Below are 20996 nucleotides of genomic sequence, written 5' to 3'. Positions count from 1 at the left end.
GGTAGGTCAGACTAAAATCCATGCCTCACGCGTGGGGGGGTAGCTCAGCTGGGAGAGCGTCGCGTTCGCAATGCGAAGGTCGGGAGTTCGATCCTCCTCCTCTCCACCACCCGTTTCCAAACCCAAGCCTGCGCGCTTGGGTTTTTTGTTTTCAGCGCCAGTCGCGTGTGCTGGCGGCACGGCCAGGCAATAATTCCTGTGACAAGTCACTGTTTCGCCTAGGATTTATTGCTGCAAGCCCTTATTGTTCGTCCTTTGTCGCAAGTCCGAGTCTTTCCATGCCCAGCATTGCCACCACTTTTCCCGAACGCTTCGACGTCATCGTCGTCGGCGGCGGTCATGCCGGCACCGAAGCGGCGCTGGCGGCGGCGCGTACCGGCGTGAAGACACTGCTGCTCACCCACAACATCGAGACCCTGGGGCAGATGAGCTGTAACCCCTCGATCGGCGGCATCGGCAAGGGGCACCTGGTCAAGGAAGTGGATGCACTGGGTGGCGCCATGGCGGAGGCCACCGATGAAGGCGGCATCCAGTTCCGTACGCTGAACTCCAGCAAGGGCCCCGCGGTGCGTGCGACGCGCGCGCAGGCGGACCGCATTCTGTACAAGGCGGCAATCCGTCGTCGTCTGGAGAACCAGCCGAACCTGACGCTGTTCCAGCAGGCGGTCGACGACATCCTTCTCGAAGGCGAGCGCGTGGCGGGCGTGGTCACGCAGACCGGCATCTGCTTCCGCGGCCAGACCGTGGTGCTGACGGCCGGCACCTTCCTCAATGGCCTGGTGCACATCGGCCTGCAGAACCACTCGGCCGGCCGCGCGGGTGACCCCCCGGCGATCACGCTGTCGCAGCGTCTGCGCGAGATGAACCTCCCGGTCGGTCGTCTCAAAACCGGCACGCCGCCGCGAATAGACGGAAAAACGATTGACTTCTCGGTGATGCAGGAGCAGCCCGGCGACGATCCCGAGCCGGTGTTCAGCTTCCTCGGCTCGCGCGACCAGCATCCGAAGCAACTGCCCTGCTGGATCACCCATACCAACACCCGGACGCACGACATCATCCGCGCCAACCTCGACCGCTCGCCGATGTACTGCGGCGTCATCGAAGGCGTGGGCCCGCGCTACTGCCCGTCGATCGAAGACAAGATCCACCGCTTCGCCGACAAGGACAGCCACAACATCTTCCTCGAACCGGAAGGGCTGACCACGCACGAGTTCTACCCGAACGGCATTTCGACCTCGTTGCCCTTTGATGTACAGCTGGCCATCGTGCATTCGATCCGCGGCATGGAGAACGCGCACATCCTGCGCCCCGGCTACGCCATCGAGTACGACTACTTCGACCCGCGCAACCTGAAGAGCTCGCTGGAGACCAAGACCATCGCCGGCCTGTTCTTTGCCGGGCAGATCAACGGCACCACCGGCTATGAAGAAGCCGCCGCGCAAGGCCTGCTGGCCGGCGCGAATGCCGCGCTTCAGGCACAGGGCAAGGACGCCTGGTGTCCGCGCCGCGACGAGGCCTATCTGGGCGTGCTGGTCGACGACCTCATCACGCGTGGTGTGTCCGAGCCCTATCGCATGTTCACCTCGCGTGCCGAATACCGTCTGCAGCTGCGCGAGGACAATGCTGATCTGCGCCTGACCGAGCATGGCCGTCGCCTGGGTCTGGTCGACGACCGCCGCTGGGACGCCTTCTGCCGCAAGCGGGACGCCATCGAGCGCGAGGTTGAGCGCCTCAAGACCGTGTGGGCGCGCCCGCAACAGCTCACGGGTGAGGAGATGCAGCGCGTCTTCGGCCAGACGCTGGAGCGCGAATACAACTACTTCAACCTGCTGCGCCGGCCCAACGTGGGCTATGCCGATCTCATGTCGCTGACCGGTGCGCCGGAAGATGCGCTGAGCGATCCCCAGGTCGTCGAACAGGTCGAGATCTCGTCCAAGTACCAGGGCTACATCGACCGCCAGCAGGACGAAGTGGCGCGCGCCGCCACGCAGGAGAACACCCGCCTGCCGGCCGACTTCGACTACACCGAGATCCGTGGCCTGTCGAAGGAAGTGCAGCAGAAGCTCAACCTGCACAAACCCGAAACCATCGGCCAGGCCTCGCGCATCCAGGGCCTGACGCCGGCCGCCATCGGCATTCTGTTGATCTGGTTGAAGCGGCGTGAGCTGCTGGCCAAGGCAGACAACCAGGCGGCATGAGCACGCCCTTCAGCCTGCGGCTGATGCGGGTGGGGGATCATCCGCGCCTGCTCGCGCTGATGCAGGCCACGCCGGGCGTGGTCGTGCGCGATGCGGATGGGCTTGAGGCCACGACACGTTACCTCGTGCGTAATCCCGGCCTGAGCTTCGTGGCCGAGGTGGCCGGTGAAATCGTGGGCTGTCTGATGGCCGGCCATGATGGCCGCCGCGGCTACCTGCAACATCTGCTGGTGCTACCCGCGCAGCGCGGCCGGGGCATTGCGCGTGCGCTGGTCGAGGCCTGTCTCGCGGCGCTGGCGCGCGAAGGCATCGCCAAGTCGCACTGCGACGTGCTGGTGACGAATGCCGATGCGCAAGCCTTCTGGGCCCACCTGGGCTGGCAGGCACGTACCGACATCCAGCGTTTCTCGGTCGTCTTCGCCGGGGGAGAGAACGCATGAGCTACACGGTCTACGGCGACATCCAGTCCGGCAACTGTTTCAAGATCCGCCTCGTGCTGGACCAGTTGAGCCTGGCCTACCGCTGGCAGCACGTCGACATCCTGAAGCAGGAAACCCACACGCCAGACTTCCTGCGCAAGAACCCCAACGGCAAGATCCCGGTGCTGGAACTGCCGGACGGGACGTGTCTGTTCGAGTCCGGCGCGATCCTGCATTACTTGGCTGAAGGCTCGCCGCTGCTGCCCACGGATCGCCTGCTGCGCGCGCAGGTGCTGCAGTGGATGTTCTTCGAGCAGTACAGTCACGAGCCCTTTATCGCTACTGCGCGCTACATCGTGCGCTACCTCGGTCGTCCGCCCGAAAAAGCGCAGGCTTTGCAGGACAGGATGCCGGGTGGGTATCGCGCGCTGGACGTGATGGAGCAGCACTTGGTCACGCGCGCCTTCTTCGTCGGCGAGACCTATTCCATCGCGGATATCGCGCTGTACGCCTACACCCACGTGGCGCACCAGGGCGACTTCGATCTCGCGCCCTACCCGGCGATCCAGGCCTGGCTGTCGCGGGTGGCGGCGCAGCCGGGCTATCGCGGCATGGATGAAGCGGGCTGAGCCGGTAAAATGCCGCTCCTTGCCGACCGTGAGCCTGGAAACCGATCTTGAACGCCGCCCAACGCCTCGACACCCATCTTGCTGCCCTGGGCCTCGCCCTGGATGCGGAGACGCGCGCGCGCCTGCTGGCCTATGTCGGGCTCATCCTCAAGTGGAACAAGGTCTACAACTTGACGGCCATCCGCGACGAGGCGCAGGCCATCGACCTGCACATTGCGGATTCGCTGACCCTGTTGCCCCATGTGACCGTGGATCGTCTGGCCGACATCGGCGCCGGTGCCGGGCTGCCCGGCATCGTGCTGGCGATCTGCCGGCCTGAGCTGGAGGTGCATCTGGTCGATACGGTCGACAAGAAGTGCGTGTTCATGCGTCAGGCTGCCGGCTCATTGGGGCTGAAGAACGTGACCGTGCACCATGCGCGGGTCGAGAAACTGGACCTGCCGCCGTTCCCGGCGATCAGCTCGCGGGCCTTCGCCGAACTTGCCGATTTCGTGAACTGGACCGGGCATCTGCTGGCTGACGGGGGTCACTGGCTGGCCATGAAAGGCGTGTATCCTTCCGACGAGATCGCGCGGCTGCCCGCCGGGGTAAGGGTGGCCGAATCCATCCCGCTGGCTGTGCCGGGGCTGGACGCCGAGCGACATCTGATCATTCTCCAGAAAACTGACGCCTAGAGGCTGAGATGGCCCGCATATTCGCCGTTGCCAACCAGAAAGGTGGGGTTGGCAAGACCACCACCACCGTCAATCTCGCTGCCGCGCTGGCCGCCCACGGCCAACGCGTGCTGCTCGTCGACCTCGACCCGCAGGGCAATGCCACCATGGGCTCGGGGGTGGACAAGCGCACCGTGCCCTCCACCGTCTACCAGGTGCTGGTGGGGCTGAAGCCGCTGAAGGAGTCGCGTGCGCGTGCCGAGGAGGCCGGCTACGACGTGCTGGCCGCCAATCGCGAGCTGGCCGGGGCCGAGGTGGAACTGGTCGAGATCGAGAACCGCGAGAAGCGCCTCAAGGACGAACTGGCCACGGTGGATGCCGAGTACGACTTCGTGCTGATCGACTGCCCACCCTCGCTGTCGATGCTCACGCTCAACGGTCTGTGCTCGGCGCATGGTGTGATCATCCCGATGCAGTGCGAATACTTCGCGCTGGAAGGCTTGTCCGACCTGGTGAACACCATCAAGCAGGTGCACGCCAAGCTCAACCGCGACCTCAAGATCATCGGCCTGCTGCGGGTCATGTTCGACACCCGCAGCACGCTGAGCCAGCAGGTCTCGGCGCAGCTCGAACAGCACTTCGGCGACAAGGTGTTCAAGGCGGTCATCCCGCGTAACGTGCGCCTCGCCGAGGCGCCCAGCCACGGCTTGCCCGGCGTGGTGTTCGACAAGGCCGCCAAGGGCTCCCAGGCTTACCTGCAATTCGCCGCCGAGATGATCGAGCGGATCAAGACGATTTAAGCACCATGAACCCACCCAAGATCAAGAAAGGCCTCGGTCGTGGCCTCGAAGCCCTGCTGGGCGGCGACACCCTGCCGTCGGACAACGCCGGCAACCTGACGACGCTGCCGGTCGGTGAGCTGCAGCCCGGCAAGTACCAGCCGCGTACGCGCATGGATGCCGGTTCGCTGGAGGAACTGGCGGCCTCGATCAAGGCGCAGGGCCTGATGCAGCCGATCACGGTGCGGCCCATCGGTGGCGGACGCCACGAGATCATCGCGGGCGAGCGCCGCTGGCGCGCGGCGCAGATCGCCGAGCTGACCGAGGTGCCGGTGATCATCCGGGAGATTCCGGACGAAGCTGCGCTGGCCATGTCGCTGATCGAGAACATCCAGCGCGAGGATCTGAATCCACTGGAAGAGGCGCTGGGCATCCAGCGCCTGATTGACGAATTCGGCATGACGCACCAGCAGGCGGCCGATGCGCTGGGCCGCTCGCGCCCGGCCACCTCCAACCTGCTGCGCCTGCTGCAACTGCAGGATTCGGTGCGCGAGATGCTGATGGTCGGCGACATCGAGATGGGTCATGCCCGTGCCTTGCTGGCGCTGGCGCCGGCCGAGCAGATCCTGGTGGCCAACCAGGTGGTCGCCAAGCGCCTGTCTGTGCGCGACACTGAAAAGCTGGTCAACAGCCGCCTGAACCCCAAGGATGCAAAGACGGCCAAGCGTGCCGAGGCCAGCACCGACCTGCTGCGCCTGGAAGAAGACCTGTCCGACAAGCTCGGCGCGACCGTGAAGATCAAGGCCAACAAGAAGGGGGCCGGCGCCATCACCATCGACTTCGCCAGCCTCGACCAGCTCGACGGCCTGCTTGCCCGCCTCAAGTAGGGCGGAACGCGCAGCGGTTCCGCCGCATGACGCCTGAGCTCTTCAACCTCCTCGCCACTCTGCCCACGCCCGGCGAGGAGGAACACTTCCAGATCCTGTTCGAATCGCCGGCGCTGCGCATTGAGCGCATCGTCTCCGACGGGCATTCAAGTCCGCTCGACTTCTGGTACGACCAGCCGCATGACGAATGGGTCATGCTGGTGCAGGGTGGAGCCGTGCTGGGTTTCGAGGACGGCGAACAGACCCTGGCACCGGGCGACAGCCTGTTGATCCCGGCGCATTGCCGTCACCGCGTGGCAGGCACGGCGCCACGCACCGTGTGGCTGACCGTGCATGTCCTGTCGTCTACAGGAAAGGCTTGAGCGTTTCCCAACTCAGCTTGATCAGCAAGGTCACGGCGAGCAGCAGGAATAGGCGGCGAATCCACTGGTTGCCGCCCCTCATCGCCAGGTGTGAGCCGAGGATCGAGCCGCAGATCGCGGCGATGCCCAGCGGCACCGCAAGGCGGTAATCCACCAGGCCAGCGGGAATCAGGAACACCAGCGTGGCGGCATTGGTCCCGGTGTTCACCACCTTGGCGCAGGCGGTGGCGCGCAGGAAGTCGAAGTGGAAGAAGCGCACGAACAGGAACAGCAGGAAGCTCCCCGTTCCCGGCCCGATGAAACCGTCATAGAAGCCCAGGGCCATGCCCAGCGCGGCGCCCTTGTAGAGATCGGCGCGCGTCGGTTGGCGGCTGGTGTCCTGGGCGCCGAACTGCGGCTTGAACCAGGTGTAGATCAGCATGATCGTGATGACCACGATGATCACCGGGCGCATCCACTGCGTGGGCATCAGCTCCAGCATGCGCACGCCGGTGTAGGAGCCGGCGAAAGCAGTCAGCGCGGTAGGCAGGATCAGACGCCAGGGCAGATCCATCTTGGCCGCGTACTGGCGCACCGACATCATGTGCCCCATGACCGAGGAGAACTTGTCCACGCCCATGATCTGCGCCGGCGAGAAGCTGGTCAGCGTGCTGTACAGCGCGGGGATGCCGATGAGGCCGCCGCCGCCGACCGCCGCGTTGATCGCGCCAGCGATGAAGGAGATCGGGAGAAGGACCAGCAGTTCGTGGGACATGCGACTTGTACGATGAAAGAGGCTTTGTTGTCAGACGTTTACGGCTTCGTCTGAACGGTTTGTCAAGCTACCATACGAGCACGCCTCGCGGCATGCGTCGAGGCGGAATCGCCACCAGGTTTCATCTTTTCACGCTTGCATCGCGGGCGCGGCCCTTGGCATACTCGCCGCATGTCTTCGCTCGCCATCCTGTTCTCCGGTCGCCTCCTGTCCCTGCGCCGACGCCGCCTTGCATTGGCCGCGCCGTCGTGTCACGGGTGATCGAAACCGCAGCGAATTTGACTGAAGGATTCCGAGTACCAAGGCCGCGGCAAACCCGTGGCCTTTTTGTTTTTTCCCGCCGTTTTCATTACCGCAACACCTCGCTTCCAGGAGCCCTGCAATGAACAACCCGCTTGCCGACAGCCAATCGCTGATGTGGATCACCCCTCGGCCCGAACTCGTCTTCGCCTCCGGCGAAGGTTCGTGGCTGACCGACCACAATGGCAAGCGATACCTGGACTTCGTGCAGGGCTGGGCAGTGAACTGCCTGGGCCACTGCCCGCCGCAGATCAGCCGCGCGCTGGCCGAGCAGTCGGCCAAGCTGCTGAACCCCAGCCCGGCCTTCTACAACGCACCGGCGATGAAGCTCGCGCGCATGCTGACGGACCACTCCGATTTCGATCGCGTGTTCTTCGCCAACTCCGGCGCCGAAGCCAACGAGGGCGCCATCAAGCTCGCGCGCAAATGGGGCAAGAAGAACAAGAACGGCGCCTACGAGATCATCACCATGGTCAACAGCTTCCATGGCCGCACGCTGGCCACCATGTCGGCCTCCGGCAAGCCGGGTTGGGACACGATCTACGCCCCGCAGGTGCCGGGCTTCCCCAAGGCCACGATCAACGATCTCGACTCGGTCGCCGCCCTGATCACCGACAAGACGGTGGCGGTGATGTTGGAGCCGGTGCAGGGCGAGGGTGGCGTGATCCCGGCCAGCGTGGAATTCATGCAGGGCCTGCGCAAGCTGACGCAGGACAAGGGCATCCTGCTGATCGTCGACGAGGTGCAGACCGGCTATGGCCGCACCGGCAAGCTCTTCGGCTACCAGCATAGCGGCGTCAAGCCGGACATCATGACCTTGGGCAAGGGCATCGGTGGCGGCGTGCCGTTGTCAGCGCTGCTGGCGCGCGAAGAGATCTGCGTGTTCGAAGCCGGCGACCAGGGCGGCACCTACAACGGCAATCCGCTGATGACGGCGGTCGGTATCGCGGTGCTGGAGACCTTGCTGGCCGAGGGCTTCATGGCCGAGGTGGCGGCCAAGGGCGAGTACCTGTCGCACAAGCTGCTGGCGCTGTCGGAAGAGTTCAAGCTCGGCGGCGAGCGCGGTGTGGGCATGCTGCGCGCGCTGGTGCTGGCGGACGAGCGCGGTCCGGCCATCGTCGATGCCGGTCGCGACCTGAACCCGGTGGGTGTGCTGCTCAACTCGCCGCGCCCCAACCTGCTGCGCTTCATGCCCGCGCTGACCACCACGCGTGAAGAGATCGACCAGATGATCGAGATGCTCAAGGGTCTGCTGCGCAAGTAAGCCTGGTTTGCCAGAGAGACGAGGGGGCCGCTTGCGGCCCCCTCGTCGTTTCAATCAGCGCATCACGCCGATGATCACGCTGCCGGCGATACCCCACAGCACCAGTCCGGTCGCGCGCTCGATGCGACCGGCATGGCGCAGCAGGCGCTGCGTGAGCCAGGGCTGACGGCACAGCGCGGCGACGCCGAGGTCCCACAGCAGCACCACGCCGAACATCCAGGCGCCATAGAAGGCCTGCAGTGCGGGCGGGGGCGAGGACTTGCCGAGCAGGGCGTACAGGCTGGCGTAGAACAGCGAATTCTTCGGGTTCAGGATGCCGCACAGGAAGCCGGTCAGCAGGGCGCGCCCGCGGGCGGCGGGCAGGGCCGCTGGTGCCTCCGCGTCAGGTGGTGTCGCCTGGCCACTGTGCCGCAGGCACAACCAGCCGAGCCAGGCCAGATACAGTGCGCCGGCGACACTGATCCAGCGGAACAGGTCGGCGTTCTGTTGCAAGAGCCCGACACCGGTGATGGCGAGCAGGATGTAGGCGCCATTGGCCAGGGCGATGCCCAGGCAGACCGCGGCGGCGAGGCGGAAACCGCGTAGCAGTGCGCTACGCAGGATCAGGAAGAAATCCGGCCCGGGGCTCAGCAGGGCAAGGAAGTGGGCCAGGGCGACGAGGGCGAACTGGGCGGGATCGAAGGGCATGCGCGGCTCCGTGAAGCTGGGAGCGCAGCATCCCGCGGGTGGTGGCGGCCTGTATTGAACAAAAGTGCGCCGCGCCCTCGTTCAGCGGCGGCCCAGGTACTCCAGCGGCGTGGCCGCCACGCGTTGCTTGAAGACGCGCTGGAAATGGCTCTGGTCGGCGAAGCCGAGCCGCAGGGCCACCTCGGCCAGCGGCAGGCCGGCCCGCAGCAAGGGCTTGGCGTGGTGGACGCGGCGATCGAGCTGCCAGGCGTGCGGCGTCATGCCCATGGCATCGCGGAAGGCGCGCAGCAGATGGGCCCGGCTGAGCCCGGCGACTTGCGCGATGGTGGCCAGCGGGAGTGTTTCGTGACAGTGCGCATCCAGCAGTTCGAGCGCACGTTTCAAGGCTGTGCCCTGCAGGCGTGGCCAGGCGGATGGGGAGGGCGGCGGCTGCGCGTGGTCCGCGACATGCAGCAGGCTGTCGATCAGCCTCGCCTCGGCGCCGGCCACATCCTCGCCTCGGCGCAAGGCGTCATCGGCCTCGCGCAGCCGCAGGAAGCAATCGGCCGCATCCGTCACCCACGGTGCCGCTAGGGCATTGTCCGCGCGTCCGCTTTCGGCCAGCACCGTCCTCACCCAGGTGGGGTCAAGGTAGAGCATGCGGTAGGACCAGTGCCCGTCAGGCAGCGGATTGCAGGCATGCACCATGCCCGCCGGGATGCTGATGACATGACCTCGGTGGAGCGCCTGGCTGCGGCCTTCCAGACGGGAGACGCTGTGGCCGCCGTCGATCAGGCCCAGCGACAGCGCATCGTGAGTGTGATCGGCGTAGCAGGCCTGGCTGTCACGCGCGCGGCGGCTCTCGACGAAGGGCAAGGCCGGGTGGCGCCAGAAGTCGGGGCGGGCGTGAGGGAGGGAGTGGGCGGCAGGGTGACGCATGAATCCCGTTATCATCCGCCCATGTCCGAGCAGAATCCACCCTCCGGCTGGGCCGCGCGCCTCGCCAACCCCTACCTGCTGCTGACCCTGACCGTATTGTTCTGGTCCGGCAACTGGGTCGTCGGGCGCGGCTTCCGTGGCGATGTGCCGCCGGTGGCGCTGGCCTTCTGGCGCTGGGTCATCGCGTTTGCCTGCGTGCTGCCCTTCGCCTGGCCGCATCGCGCGCAATGTCTGCCGGCGCTGCGCGCGCACTGGCGCATCCTCGTGCTGCTCGGGCTGCTGGGCATCACCGGCTACAACACCCTGGCCTACCTCGGGCTGCAGTTCACCACGGCCACCAACGGGGTGCTGCTCAATTCCTTCATCCCTATTGTGATCATCGGCCTGTCGGTGGCCTTCTTCGGCAAGCGCCTGACGGGGCATGAGCTGCTGGGCGTGGGCGTGTCGCTGGCCGGCGTCGTGGTGATCGTGGCGCATGGCGAACTGGCGCGGCTGGCGGCGCTGAGCTTCAACCCGGGCGACCTGTGGATCATGGTGTCGGTGTTCGTGTGGGCCGGGTACACGGTGTTGCTGCGTTTCCGCCCGGCGGGCCTGCATCCCATGGCCCTGCTGTTGCTGCTCACCGGCATCGGCATCCTGGGTCTGACGCCCTTCTATGTCTGGGAGCTGGCGCAAGGGCGGGTCATCCACGCCAGCCCGGCGGCCCTGGCGGGCATTGCCTACACCGGCATCTTCCCGGCCTTCCTCGGCTACGTGTTCTGGAACCGTGCGGTGGCGCAGGTCGGCGGCGCGGTCTCGGGCCTGTTCATCCACCTGATGCCGGTGGCTACCCCCTTGCTGTCGGCGCTGTTCCTGGGCGAGGCGCCGCAGGCCTATCACTTCCTGGGCATGGCCTTGATCATTGGCGGCATCTTTACCGCCTCGCGCAGCGCGGGCTGAGGCGACACCAGGTTTTACGTTTGCACGGGCATGTCCTGACTCGATTCTGCTGCGCCCCTGCCGCTATCCAAGGCAAAACAAGCCAGGGGGCGCCGGGACATGCGGGAGTTTCATCGGCTCAAGCCAGAGCAGATTCAGCTCGGCGAAGCCTTGCGCTGGGACGTTTTCGATCGTGCCGGCAACCTGCTGCTGCGCAAAGGTTACGTGGTACGCGACCCGGACCAGGCGGAGGAGTTGCTGGAGCGCGGCATGTATGTCGACGCGGCCGAGTTCCGTGCCAGCCAGGAAGGGCGTCCGCCGCCTTACGACCCGTTCTACATCATGGAGTCGGTGCAGGCGCACCTGGCCTACCTGCTTGAAGCCTTGCCGCAGGACGGCAGCCTGCAACAGGACATGACGACGCAGGCGCGTGCTGTGATGCTGCTCGCTGCGCGCAGCCCCGACATGGCGCTGGCCGCGATGCAACTGGTCGAGCAGCGCAACTACCCGATCGCGCACAGCTTCTTCACCGCCGTGCTGGCCGATATGGTGGCGCGTCGTGCCGGCTGGGACGAAGCGCGGCGCCTGAGTCTCGTGTGCGCCGGGCTGAGCATGAACGTAGGCATGCTCAAGCTGCAACTGGCCCTGCGCAACCAGCGTGATCCCTTGAGCCAGGTGCAGCGCAAGACCATCGACGAGCATCCGATGGCGGGCGCCAAGCTGCTGATCGGTTGCGGCGTGCAGGATGACGAATGGCTGCGCGCGGTACTGGAGCATCACGAGAAGCCGGACGGCTCGGGTTACCCGCGCAAGGTGAAGAACCCCAGCGAGGTGGCGCTGCTGCTGCATGCCTGCGATGTGTTCACGGCCAAGCTGAGCCCGCGCACCTACCGCCGCCCGGTGGCCGGCAGCGAGGCCACGCGCCAGGTCTTTGTGGGCATGAACGGCGACAAGGGCAATCCCTTTGGCGCATTGCTGGTCAAGGAGGTCGGCATCTATCCGCCGGGCACCATCGTCAAGCTCGCCAACGGTGAGATCGGTACCGTGTTCAAGCGTGGCGCCAGTGCCAAGACCCCCGTGGTCATGAGCCTCATCAATGCCAAGGGGCAGCCCTGCGTGGAGCCGATCCGGCGCAGCACGGACGACCCGCAGTGGCAGATCGTGAGCGTGATCGCGCAGGACAAGGCCCTGGTAGGCCTGAACTTCGAGCGCCTGTGGCGCCACGACGAGCGTCCGTGAGGGGCGCCGGCTAGACTGAGAACAGCGCGCCCCGCGCGAGGAAGGAAAGGCGGACCTCATGCGCGAGTTCCATAAACTGCAAGCGAGCCAGATCGCCCTCGGCGAAGCCCTGAGGTGGGATGTGTTCGATCGCGGCGGCACGCTGCTGCTGCGCAAGGGCTATGTGGTGGCGCTGGACGACCAGGTGGAGCAACTGGTCGAGCGCGGCATGTACGTCGATTCCATCGAGTACCAGGCCTCACTGGAAGGCCGCGAGCCGCCCTACGATCCCTTCCACATCATCGCCTCGGTGCAGGCCAACCTCGCCCTGCTGCTCGACGAGTTGCCGGTCGATGGCAGCCTGGAGGGGCTGCTGGGCGAGCAGGCCGAGCGTATCTCCTGGCTCGCCGAGCGCAGCCCCGACACCGCGCTGGCCGCCATGCAGTTGAGCGAGCAACGCAACTACCCGGCGGCGCATGCCTTCTTTACTGCGGTGATGGCCGACATCATTGCCCAGCAGGCAGGGTGGGACGAGGACCGTCGCTTCAGCCTGCTGTGCGCAGCGCTGAGCATGAACGTGGGCATGCACGAGTTGCAGCAGCAATTGCGCAACCACCGTGGTGGCATGAGCCCCGAGCAACGCAGCCTCATTGATGATCATCCTGTCGCGGGTGCGCGCATGTTGATGGAATGCGGAGTGACGGACCGTGAATGGCTGCGCGCGGTGCTGGAGCACCATGAACGCAGCGACGGTACCGGCTACCCGCGCAAGGTGTCGGCACTGGGCGAACTGTCGCAACTGATCCAGGTCTGCGACATGTTCACCGCCATGCTCGCCCCGCGTGGCTACCGCCCGCAGCTCAACGGCAGCGAGGCGGCGCGCCAGGTCTTCGTGGCCAGCGGCGGGGGCAAGAGCAACCCCTTCGGTGCGCTGCTGGTCAAGGAGACGGGTCTCTACCCACCGGGCACCCAGGTCAAGCTCGCCAATGGCGATGTGGGCGTCGTCTTCCAGCGTGGCGCGGGCGCCAAGACGCCGATCGCGATGACGCTCATCAACGCCAAGGGCCTGCGCTGCGCCGACCCGATCCGGCGCGATACGGCCGACCCGGCCTACCAGATCGTGGGCGTGATCCCGGCCGAGAAGTCCATGGTCAGCGTGCAACTGGAGAAGATCTGGCGCTATCGTGCCTGAGGCGATTCAGCGCGCGGCGGTGACCGCGATCTCCACCCGCCAGCCCGGCCGGGCGAGGCCGGCGACCTTCACGCAGGCGCGCGCCGGCGCTGTGCCGGGCGGCAGCCAGGCGTCCCACACCGCGTTCATCGCGGCGTAGTCATTCATGTCCGTGAGGTAGATCGTGGCCATCAGAAGGCGCGCCTTGCTGCTACCCGCACGCGCCAGCGTGGCCTCCAGCAGCGCCAGCAGGCTGGTGGTCTGGTGGGTGATGTCGCCGTCCTCGCTGGCGGGGACTTCGACCGCGAAGACCTGGCCGTTGTGGATGACCGCGTCGCTGTAGCGCGCGCTCACGCCCAGGCGCTGGATGTCGTCGTGCAGGCTGTCGTTCATGGCAGGGCCCGGTCGAGTTGGCGCAGGAAGCGTTCGCCGTCCTGGAAGCCGATCACCCGCAGGGCGCGCTGCTCGGCTCCCTGGGGCGTGAAGAAGAGGATGCCGGGCGGGCCATAGAGCCCGAAGCGGCGCAGCAGCTCGCGGTCTTCCGGCGTGTTGGCGGTCACGTCGGCCTGCAGCAGGGTGAAGCGCTGCAGGCGTGCGACGACGGCCGGATCGCGGAAGGTGCTGTGTTCCATCTCGCGGCAGGAGACACACCAGTCGGCATAGAAGTCGAGGATCACCGGCTTGCTGCTGGCTGCGATGCGCGCGTCCAGCTCGGCGCTGCTGCGGATGCGCTCGAAGCGCGCCGGCTCGCCCGCCACCGCGCCGGTGAAGGGGGCCAGCGGGCGCAGCGGGTCATGGCCGCCGGCCAGCCCGCCGGCCAGCACGGCTGCGCCGGCGAGCAGGCACAGCACGCCCAGCGCCTTGCCCAGGCGTTGATGACGGTGGGCGCGCGGCGGCAGCGCATCGAGCGCGCGCAGCATCACCCCGCTGGCCACCAGCAGTGCGGCCCAGGCCAGCATGCCGGCGAGCGGCGGCAGCACCGGCGCCACCAGCCAGATCGCGGTACCTAGCAGAATCACCCCGAAGCTGCGCTTGACGCCCTCCATCCACGGGCCCGGCTTGGGCAGCCAGTGGCGCGAGGCCACCCCCACCAGCAGCACCGGCACGCCCATGCCCAGCGCCATGCTGAACAGGGCCAGTCCGCCGATCGCCGCATCGCCGCTCTGCGCGATGTAGAGCAGCGCACCGGCCAGCGGTGCTGCCATGCAGGGGCCCACGATCAGCGCCGACAGCGCACCCATCAGGGCCAGGCGCCACAGCGAACCGCCGGGGCGGGTGACCAGGGTAGACAGGCGCGACTGCAGCGCGCTGGGCAGTTGCAACTCGAAGGCGCCGAACATGGCCAGGGCCAGGATCACGAAGACCAGGGCGAAGGCGCCCAGCACCCACACGTTCTGCAGCGCGGTCGACAACAGCGTGCCGGACAGGCCGGCGCCCACGCCCGCCGCAGTGTAGGTGACGGCCATGCCCATGACATAGGCGGTGCACAGGGCCGCGGCGCGGCCGCGCGAGATGCCTTCGCCATGCCCGACGATGATGCCGGAGAGGATGGGCAGCATCGGCAGCACGCAGGGCGTGAAGCTCATCAGCAGGCCCAGGCCGAGGAAGGACAGGGCGATCCAGGCGAGGTTGCCGTCGCGCAGCAGGCCGGCGAACTGGCTGCCGTCGCTGGCGTTGTCCTCGGCGCGCCCGGCGTCCTCGGCCGGGCGATCCATCTGCGGGCTCGCGTCCTGGCCCGGCGTGCTGCTGGCCGGGCGCTTGCCCAGCAGGCCGGCGAGCAGTCCGCCGCCGCCGGTGGTGTCGCCCACCGTGGCGCCGACGGCGACACTCAGCACCTGCTCGTCGGGCGGGTAGCACACCCCCAGGTCGGCACAGCCCTGCGAGCTGACGGCCAGGCTCAGCGCATCGGCCGGCGCGGCGCTGAGTGGCAGATGGATCTCGATCTCGTCGCGGAAGACGGTCTGCTTGCCGAAGAACGCATCCTCATGCGCTTCGCCAGTCGGGAAGGCGGGCTGGCCCAGGCTGACGCCAGGCGTGTCGCTGCGGAAGGCGAACTTGGCCTGGTACAGGTAGTAGCCCGGCGCGATGCGGTAGCGCACCACCAGGGTCTGTGCGTCGGGGCGGCTGAGGGAGAGGCGGAAGGCCTCGCGCGGCGGCAGGGGCTCGTTGGCCAGCGTGGGCAGGGGGGCGAGCAGGCTGCACAGCAGGAGCAGCGGCGCCAGCATTTGGCGCAGCCAGGGCAGGTTGAGTGTCGATGGCATGCAGTTGGAGGCACCCGACAGGCGCCAGTTCAATCCTTGTTGTTGACTTCCTGTTCGACCCAGCCGAGGTAGGCGGGCAGGCCATGGCTGACCGGCAGCGCGATGATCTCCGGCACTTCGTACGGGTGCAGGCTGCGGATTGCCTCTTCCAGCATGCCGTAGCGCGCGGCGGTGGTCTTGATCAGCAGGGGCACCTCGGTGGCGTCTTCCACGCCGCCCTCCCAGCCGTAGATCGACTGGCAGGGGGCGAGGATGTTGACACAGGCGGCGAGCCGATGTTCCACCACCTGGCGTGCGAGCTTGCGCGCCACCTCCAGGTCGGGGGTGTTGGTGAGGACCAGCAGGACGGTTTCAGGGCGCATCGGGGCTCTCCACGGATGACTGCCCGCATTGTGCCGGCGCGGCGCCGCGCCGGACAAGCCGCGCCCACGTCGTGGGGCGGCGGTCAGGGTGCGTCGGGCGCGTGGCGCGGCAGGTTCAGGGTGAAGCAGGTGCCCTGGCCCGGCTCGGAGCTGACCTGGATGCGCCCGCCCAGCAGCTTGGTGACGATGCCATACACGATGTTGAGGCCCAGGCCGGAGCCGCCATGGCCCAGGCGGGTGGTGAAGAAGGGGTCGAAGATGTGGCCGATGTGCTCGGGGGGGATGCCACGCCCATCGTCGTGCACGCTGATCTCGACCTGCTCTCCCGCCTGCGGGCGCACCGTCACCCGTACGCAGCCGGGCTGGTCTTCGCTGAGGCCATGGAAGAAGGCATTCTGGATCAGGTTGGTGAGCACCTGGCCGAGCGGGCCGGGGTAGCTGTCGAGCGCGATCTCCTCGCCCAACTCCAGCTCCAGTTGCCAGCGTGGGTTGCGCAGGCTGGGGCGCAGGGTGTCGCAGACGTCGCGCACCAGTTCGTTGAGACCACAGGGGCGGCGTCGTTCCGAGGTCTGGTCGATGGCCACCTGCTTGAAGCTGCGGATCAGTTCGCGCGCGCGCCACAGCGAATTTTCGAGCAGGCTGCCGGCCTGGCCGGTGTCATCGAGGAATTCCTCCAGCGTCGAGCGGCGCAGGCGATCGGCCTGCACCTCGGCGCGCAGGCCACGCAGCTTGTCGTTGAGGGTGGAGGTGATCAGCACTGCGTTGCCGATCGGCGTGTTCAACTCGTGTGCCACGCCGGCCACCAGTGAGCCCAGCGAGGCCAGCTTCTCGGCATGCACCAGTTCCTCCTGCGCGCGCTGCAGGGTGGCGACCGTCTCCGACAGGCGCTGGCTGCGCTCCTGCACGTGCACCTCCATGCGCGCGTTGAGCTCGCGCAGCTCGGCTTCGATGCGCAGGCGCTCGGTGATGTCGACGAAGGCCGCGATGATGCAGGGGCGGTTGTCATACTCGACGAGCTGGGCGTCGATCAGGTAGGAGCGGATCTCGCCGCTGCGCATGCGGAAGCGCGCCTGGAAGTCGGGCAGGTGCTTCTGGCGGGCCAGTGCCTCGACCCAGTGCGCGCGTTCGGCTTCGCTGATCCATACGCCCAGGGCGGTGGAGGTCTGGCCCAGGGCCTCGCTGCGCGAGTAGCCAGTGGCCTTCTCCCAGGCTGGGTTGACGTCGTAGTAGCTGCCATCCTCCAGCAGGGTCACGCTGATCGCGACCGGGTTCAGCGTAAACAGCGTGGAGAATTTCAGTTGCGAACGCTGCAACTCGCTGACCTGTTGTGCCAGCCGGGCGTTGAGGCGGCGGACCTCGGCCTCGGCGCGCAGGCGCTCGGTGAGGTCGACATTGGCGCTCAGCAGGCACTCCTGGCCAGCATGCTGGATCGTCAGCGCGCTGATCATCATGTCGTGCAGGCCACCTGCGGCGTCGCGCAGGCGGACCATGCTGCTGACGACCGCGCCGTGTCCGGCTGCAATAGTATCGGCCCAGGCCTGGCGCGCGACGGGGTCCGGCCACAAGCCAATCTCCACCCCGGTGAGGCCGATCACCTGATCGCGCTGCAGGCGGAAAGTCTGCAACCACGCATCGTTAACCGTCAGGTGGCGGCCCTCGCTCTGGGTCGCGATGGCAAGCGGCACCGGCACGAGCTGGAACATGCGGGCGAACATGTCATGTGATTGCTGCAGCTCGGCCAGCTTGTCGGCCAGAGCTGCATTGGCCTGGCGCGTGCGCTCCACCTGGCCCAGCAGGGCGCGCCCGATCAGCAGGGCGGCGCTGGTGCTGAGCGGAATGGCGAACAGGTAGGCCATCAGGAAGCCGGTCGGCGTGCTGCGCGTCACGGGCGCGGCATACAGTTGCTGGTGCAGGGTCGCCAGCACGCACAGCCAGAGCAGGCTTAGTGCGGCCATCACGATGACCTGGCGGCGCGGCAGGACGAAGCAGCCCACCACCAGCAGCGCGGGGATCACGACCCCGGCGGCGGAGTGCACGCCGGCGGCCCAGCTGCACTGGATCAGCACGCTCAGCAGCAGGCCCCACAGCACCACGGTCACCGCGCGCTGCTGATGGTGTCGCAGGTAATACAGGCCCAGCGCGCTGTAGCACAGTTCGCAGAAGAACAAGGGGGTGCGCCACAGGAAGGCCGGGTTGCCGCTGAGGAAGGCGGCCAGCATGGTCAGGGTGAGTGCCAGCGCGATCGTGAACAGCAGCGTGATGCGCACCAGGCCTTGCCCGCGGTCGTCGAGCAACCAGGCAATCGGGTCCTGCGGCGACGTGGCGGTTGGCTGGGTCATTCCCGGACGGCGAAGGCTATGTCTTTAGTGTTATCGGCGCCGGCCGGTGCCGGCTGAAGCGCAGCGCTCGGGTTCAGCGCAGCAGGCGTCGGCGCATCAGGGCGCGGGCGAGCACCAGGCCGGCGGCGGCATAGCCCAGCAACACGCCCACGTGCAGCAGAAAGCCGGGCACCGGGCCGCCCAGCAGCGTGGGGCGCAGCAACTCGACCGCATGCACCAGCGGCAGCCAGGCGGTGGCCTGGCGCACGATCTCGGGCAATTGTTCGGTGGGGAAGAACACGCCGCCGAGCATGGCCATGGGGCTCACGAACAGGGTGAAGTAGTACATGAAGAAGTCGTAGCCGGGCGCCAGTGCGGTGGCGATCATGGCCAGGCAGGCGAAAGCGAAGCCGATCAGCAGGATCAACGGGATCGCCAGCAGCGCCTGCGGCAGGCTGGTCAGGCCGAAGGCGGTGATCACCAGCACGATGGCGGTGCCCGAGAAACAGGACTTGGTGGCGGCCCAGGCCAGCTCGCCCAGCATCACGTCGTCCAGCGACACCGGTGCATTCATGATCGCCTCCCAGGTCTTCTGCTGGTGCATGCGCGCGAAGCCAGAGTACAGCGTCTCGAAGGTGGCGCCGTTCATGGTCGAGAAGGCCACCGTGCCGGTGGCAAGGAAGGCCACGTAGGGCACGCCGGCAACCTCACCCAGCAAGGCGCCCAGACCCAGGCCCAGGCCGGCGAGGTAGATCAGCGGATCGGCCAGGTTGCCCAGCAGCGAGGGCACGGCCAGGCGGCTCCACACCTTGAGGTTGCGTCGCCACACGGCGAGCGCGCGGCGCGGGGCGAGGTCAAAGGGGACGAACCATTCCATGGCGGCGCTCAGGCAGGGCGAAGCTGCCATGATGACGCAGCCGGCGGCGCAGTCAATCGAGGGCACTCCGGATCAGGCGCCAGGCGATGCTGACCGGGCGGGGCAGCAGGATGTCCGCACTGTCCGCGCGCAGGGCCTGTTTCGACACCCAGCGCGCCTCCTCGATCTCGTCCGGTTGCAGCACGATCTCGCCGCCCGCGTAGTCGGCGTGGAAGGCCAGCATCAGCGAGTGCGGGAAGGGCCAGCTCTGGCTGCTGAACCAGCGCAGGTTCGTCACCCGCAGGCCGACCTCTTCCATGACTTCGCGGTGCACGCAGTCCTCGGCGCTCTCGCCGGCATCCACGAAGCCAGCCAGCGCGCTGAAAACGCCGGACTTGAAGTGAGGCGAGCGCGCCAGCAGCACTTCATCGCCGCGGTGGATCAGCACCATGATGGCCGGCGACAGGCGCGGGAAGCTCAGCAGACCGCAGGCCGGGCAGCGTCGCGCCGGTTCGTGCGCCTGCATCTCGGTGGGGCTGCCGCAGGCGCCGCAGAAGCGGTGCTGGCGGTCCCAGGTGTGGAGCAGCTTGGCGCGGGTCGCGAGTCGATAGAGCGGCTCCGGCAGGGTGTCGTGCGCCAGGCGCAGGCTGAGGGCTGACAGGTCTTCCGGCAGCGGCGTGCCGGCTGGCCATTGACGGGTGAGGCAGGCCTGCCCCTCCCATTCCGCGATGTGCAGGGTCGTGGTCCCGGGTAGGCCCGCCAGGGCCGTTGCGGGTGGCAGCTTGCCGGCTTGGTCCACGATCAGGTCTTCGTCGATGAAGCCGAGGCACAGGCCAGTGGCGTCGAGGGCGGCGGGAGCGAACAGCAGTTTCATGCGGACATCCAGGTGTGGAGCGCGGCCACGATTTCGTCGACCACCGGCGCCCAGTCGCCGGGCGTGGTCTGGCGGAAGTGACGCAGGGTCGGGTACCAGGGGTTGGCGCCATCCTGCAGGCGCCAGCGCCAGTCGGCGGCGACGGGCAGCAGCACCCAGGTCGGACGGCCCAGCGCACCGGCCAGATGCGCGACGGCGGTATCCACGGTGATGATCAGATCGAGCGTGTGCATGACGGCGGCCGTTTCGCCGAAGTCCGTCAGCAGATCGAGCAGCGGCACCATGCCACGCTGGCATTGGGCGGCCAGTTCCTGCATGCCCGGTTCTCCGAGTTGCAGCGAGACGGCCAGCGAGGCGGGGCGGCGGGCCAGCAGGTCGAGCAACTGAGCGATGGGCAGCGAGCGCAGGATGTTGATGGCATTGCCGGCGCTGCCGGCCCACGCGAAACCGATACGGCGCTTGCCGCCGGCCCAGGCGTCGAGCTGGCCGGCCCAGTGCGCGATGCGTGCCGGATCGGCCTGCAGGTAGGGCAGGGCGGGGGGCGGCGGTACGCCGGCGCTGCCCAACAAAAGCGGGAGCGACAGCAGCGGCGTCCACAGGTCGTAGTCGGTCGCGTGGGGTTCCTGCGTGACGACACGGTTGACGCCGGGGGCGCCTGCGGCCAGCGTGGCCAGCGTGCTCGGCGCCCACAGGACGACTTCGCCGGCGCCGTGCGTCTTCAGCTCGGCGGCATAGCGGATGAACTGGATCAGGTCGCCGAAGCCCTGTTCGCGCACCAGCAGCAGGCGGCGCCCGGCCAGCGGCTCGCCGCGCCATTGGCGCTCGCCCGGCAGGGTGAAGCGCACCTGGTCGTGGGCCACGAGGCGCGGGTCGTAGCGGGTTTCATACAGTGGCCAGGCCTCGGCGAAACGCCCCTGGCCAAGCAGTGCGAGCGCCAGGTTGGCCTCGCTGCGCGGCTCGCCGGGGGCGAGGCGCAAGGCCTCGCGGTAGCAGGCCTCGGCGGCCTCGGGCCGGCCCAGCCACAGCTCCGCGTTGCCGCGGTATTGCCAGGCCATCACGGCGCCAGGCTCGGCGGCGCACCAGGCGCGGGCGGTGGCCAGTGCCTCGTCGATGCGCGCGCTGCCGAACAGCGCATTCAACTGGGTGGAATACTGGGTGGCACTCATGC

General features: G+C 67.5%; 21 protein-coding genes and 1 tRNA gene. 12 read left to right on the top strand and 10 right to left on the bottom strand.

The features are described 5' to 3' along the window. The first annotated feature begins 33 nt into the window (after positions 1-33). The 8 genes from NMB43_RS18770 (at position 34) to NMB43_RS18735 (ending at position 5927) form a co-directional block, all read left to right on the top strand. Positions 34-109 (top strand) — tRNA-Ala (locus NMB43_RS18770). A 169-nt stretch (positions 110-278) separates the two neighbouring features. Further along, on the top strand, positions 279-2198 hold the full coding sequence (gene mnmG / locus NMB43_RS18765; RefSeq protein ID WP_494349694.1) for a tRNA uridine-5-carboxymethylaminomethyl(34) synthesis enzyme MnmG: 1920 nt from the start codon (positions 279-281) through the stop codon (positions 2196-2198). Continuing rightward, positions 2195-2638 (top strand): GNAT family N-acetyltransferase, encoded by a 444-nt coding sequence (locus NMB43_RS18760; RefSeq protein WP_494349693.1) that lies wholly within the window; start codon positions 2195-2197, stop codon positions 2636-2638. The genes mnmG and NMB43_RS18760 overlap by 4 nt, the downstream gene beginning before the upstream one ends. After that, positions 2635-3246 carry a glutathione S-transferase family protein gene (locus NMB43_RS18755; RefSeq protein ID WP_494349692.1) on the top strand — a complete coding sequence of 204 codons (612 nt, stop codon included), beginning with the start codon at positions 2635-2637 and terminating at the stop codon, positions 3244-3246. Before NMB43_RS18760 ends, NMB43_RS18755 begins: the two co-directional genes overlap by 4 nt. Before the next feature lie 47 nt (positions 3247-3293). Beyond that, positions 3294-3920 carry a 16S rRNA (guanine(527)-N(7))-methyltransferase RsmG gene (gene rsmG / locus NMB43_RS18750; protein WP_494349691.1) on the top strand — a complete coding sequence of 209 codons (627 nt, stop codon included), beginning with the start codon at positions 3294-3296 and terminating at the stop codon, positions 3918-3920. A gap of 8 nt (positions 3921-3928) precedes the next feature. Then, positions 3929-4699 carry a ParA family protein gene (locus NMB43_RS18745; protein WP_494349690.1) on the top strand — a complete coding sequence of 257 codons (771 nt, stop codon included), beginning with the start codon at positions 3929-3931 and terminating at the stop codon, positions 4697-4699. A gap of 5 nt (positions 4700-4704) precedes the next feature. Then, complete coding sequence (locus tag NMB43_RS18740) at positions 4705-5565, top strand: ParB/RepB/Spo0J family partition protein (protein WP_494349689.1); 861 nt, start codon at positions 4705-4707, stop codon at positions 5563-5565. A gap of 26 nt (positions 5566-5591) precedes the next feature. Next, positions 5592-5927, top strand: a complete 336-nt coding sequence (locus NMB43_RS18735; protein WP_494349688.1) for a cupin domain-containing protein — start codon at positions 5592-5594, stop codon at positions 5925-5927. Here the strand turns inward: NMB43_RS18735 and NMB43_RS18730 are convergent. Further along, complete coding sequence (locus NMB43_RS18730) at positions 5911-6681, bottom strand: sulfite exporter TauE/SafE family protein (protein ID WP_494349687.1); 771 nt, start codon at positions 6679-6681, stop codon at positions 5911-5913. The genes NMB43_RS18735 and NMB43_RS18730 overlap by 17 nt on opposite strands. A gap of 382 nt (positions 6682-7063) precedes the next feature. Between NMB43_RS18730 and NMB43_RS18725 the strand changes: the two genes are divergently transcribed. After that, positions 7064-8245 carry an acetylornithine transaminase gene (locus NMB43_RS18725; RefSeq protein ID WP_494349686.1) on the top strand — a complete coding sequence of 394 codons (1182 nt, stop codon included), beginning with the start codon at positions 7064-7066 and terminating at the stop codon, positions 8243-8245. A 54-nt stretch (positions 8246-8299) separates the two neighbouring features. Here NMB43_RS18725 and NMB43_RS18720 read toward each other — a convergent pair whose 3' ends face one another. Continuing rightward, complete coding sequence (locus NMB43_RS18720) at positions 8300-8932, bottom strand: LysE family translocator (RefSeq protein WP_494349685.1); 633 nt, start codon at positions 8930-8932, stop codon at positions 8300-8302. A gap of 81 nt (positions 8933-9013) precedes the next feature. After that, on the bottom strand, positions 9014-9850 hold the full coding sequence (locus NMB43_RS18715; protein WP_494349684.1) for a helix-turn-helix transcriptional regulator: 837 nt from the start codon (positions 9848-9850) through the stop codon (positions 9014-9016). 21 nt (positions 9851-9871) lie between these two features. Between NMB43_RS18715 and NMB43_RS18710 the strand changes: the two genes are divergently transcribed. From NMB43_RS18710 to NMB43_RS18700, 3 genes are all read left to right on the top strand, one after another. After that, on the top strand, positions 9872-10789 hold the full coding sequence (locus NMB43_RS18710; protein ID WP_494349683.1) for a DMT family transporter: 918 nt from the start codon (positions 9872-9874) through the stop codon (positions 10787-10789). A gap of 99 nt (positions 10790-10888) precedes the next feature. Further along, positions 10889-12007, top strand: coding sequence for an HD-GYP domain-containing protein (locus NMB43_RS18705; protein ID WP_494349682.1), 1119 nt, complete (start codon positions 10889-10891; stop codon positions 12005-12007). 58 nt (positions 12008-12065) lie between these two features. Next, the gene (locus tag NMB43_RS18700; RefSeq protein ID WP_494349681.1) at positions 12066-13178 is read left to right on the top strand and encodes an HD-GYP domain-containing protein; all 1113 of its coding nucleotides are present in this window, start codon (positions 12066-12068) and stop codon (positions 13176-13178) included. Positions 13179-13184: 6 nt separating this feature from the next. Here the strand turns inward: NMB43_RS18700 and NMB43_RS18695 are convergent, their stop codons facing one another. The 7 genes from NMB43_RS18695 to NMB43_RS18665 form a co-directional block, all read right to left on the bottom strand. Beyond that, complete coding sequence (locus tag NMB43_RS18695; protein ID WP_494349680.1) at positions 13185-13550, bottom strand: RidA family protein; 366 nt, start codon at positions 13548-13550, stop codon at positions 13185-13187. Beyond that, positions 13547-15418 carry a protein-disulfide reductase DsbD gene (gene dsbD, locus NMB43_RS18690; RefSeq protein ID WP_494349679.1) on the bottom strand — a complete coding sequence of 624 codons (1872 nt, stop codon included), beginning with the start codon at positions 15416-15418 and terminating at the stop codon, positions 13547-13549. The genes NMB43_RS18695 and dsbD overlap by 4 nt, the downstream gene beginning before the upstream one ends. Before the next feature lie 29 nt (positions 15419-15447). Then, positions 15448-15780: a divalent-cation tolerance protein CutA gene (cutA, locus tag NMB43_RS18685; protein WP_494349678.1), complete on the bottom strand. Its 333-nt coding sequence runs from the start codon at positions 15778-15780 to the stop codon at positions 15448-15450. 83 nt (positions 15781-15863) lie between these two features. Further along, on the bottom strand, positions 15864-18119 hold the full coding sequence (locus NMB43_RS18680) for a PAS domain-containing sensor histidine kinase (protein ID WP_494349677.1): 2256 nt from the start codon (positions 18117-18119) through the stop codon (positions 15864-15866). 73 nt (positions 18120-18192) lie between these two features. Further along, entirely contained in the window at positions 18193-18975 is a 783-nt protein-coding gene (locus NMB43_RS18675; RefSeq protein ID WP_494349676.1) for an ABC transporter permease, read from the bottom strand. A gap of 52 nt (positions 18976-19027) precedes the next feature. Beyond that, complete coding sequence (nudC, locus tag NMB43_RS18670) at positions 19028-19828, bottom strand: NAD(+) diphosphatase (protein ID WP_494349675.1); 801 nt, start codon at positions 19826-19828, stop codon at positions 19028-19030. Beyond that, positions 19825-20994, bottom strand: a complete 1170-nt coding sequence (locus NMB43_RS18665; RefSeq protein ID WP_494349674.1) for a glycosyltransferase family 9 protein — start codon at positions 20992-20994, stop codon at positions 19825-19827. The genes nudC and NMB43_RS18665 overlap by 4 nt, the downstream gene beginning before the upstream one ends. Between the last annotated feature and the right edge of the window lie 2 nt (positions 20995-20996).

Source organism: Uliginosibacterium sangjuense, from assembly GCF_059132465.1.
This window is presented reverse-complemented; position numbering and strand designations above follow the sequence as displayed.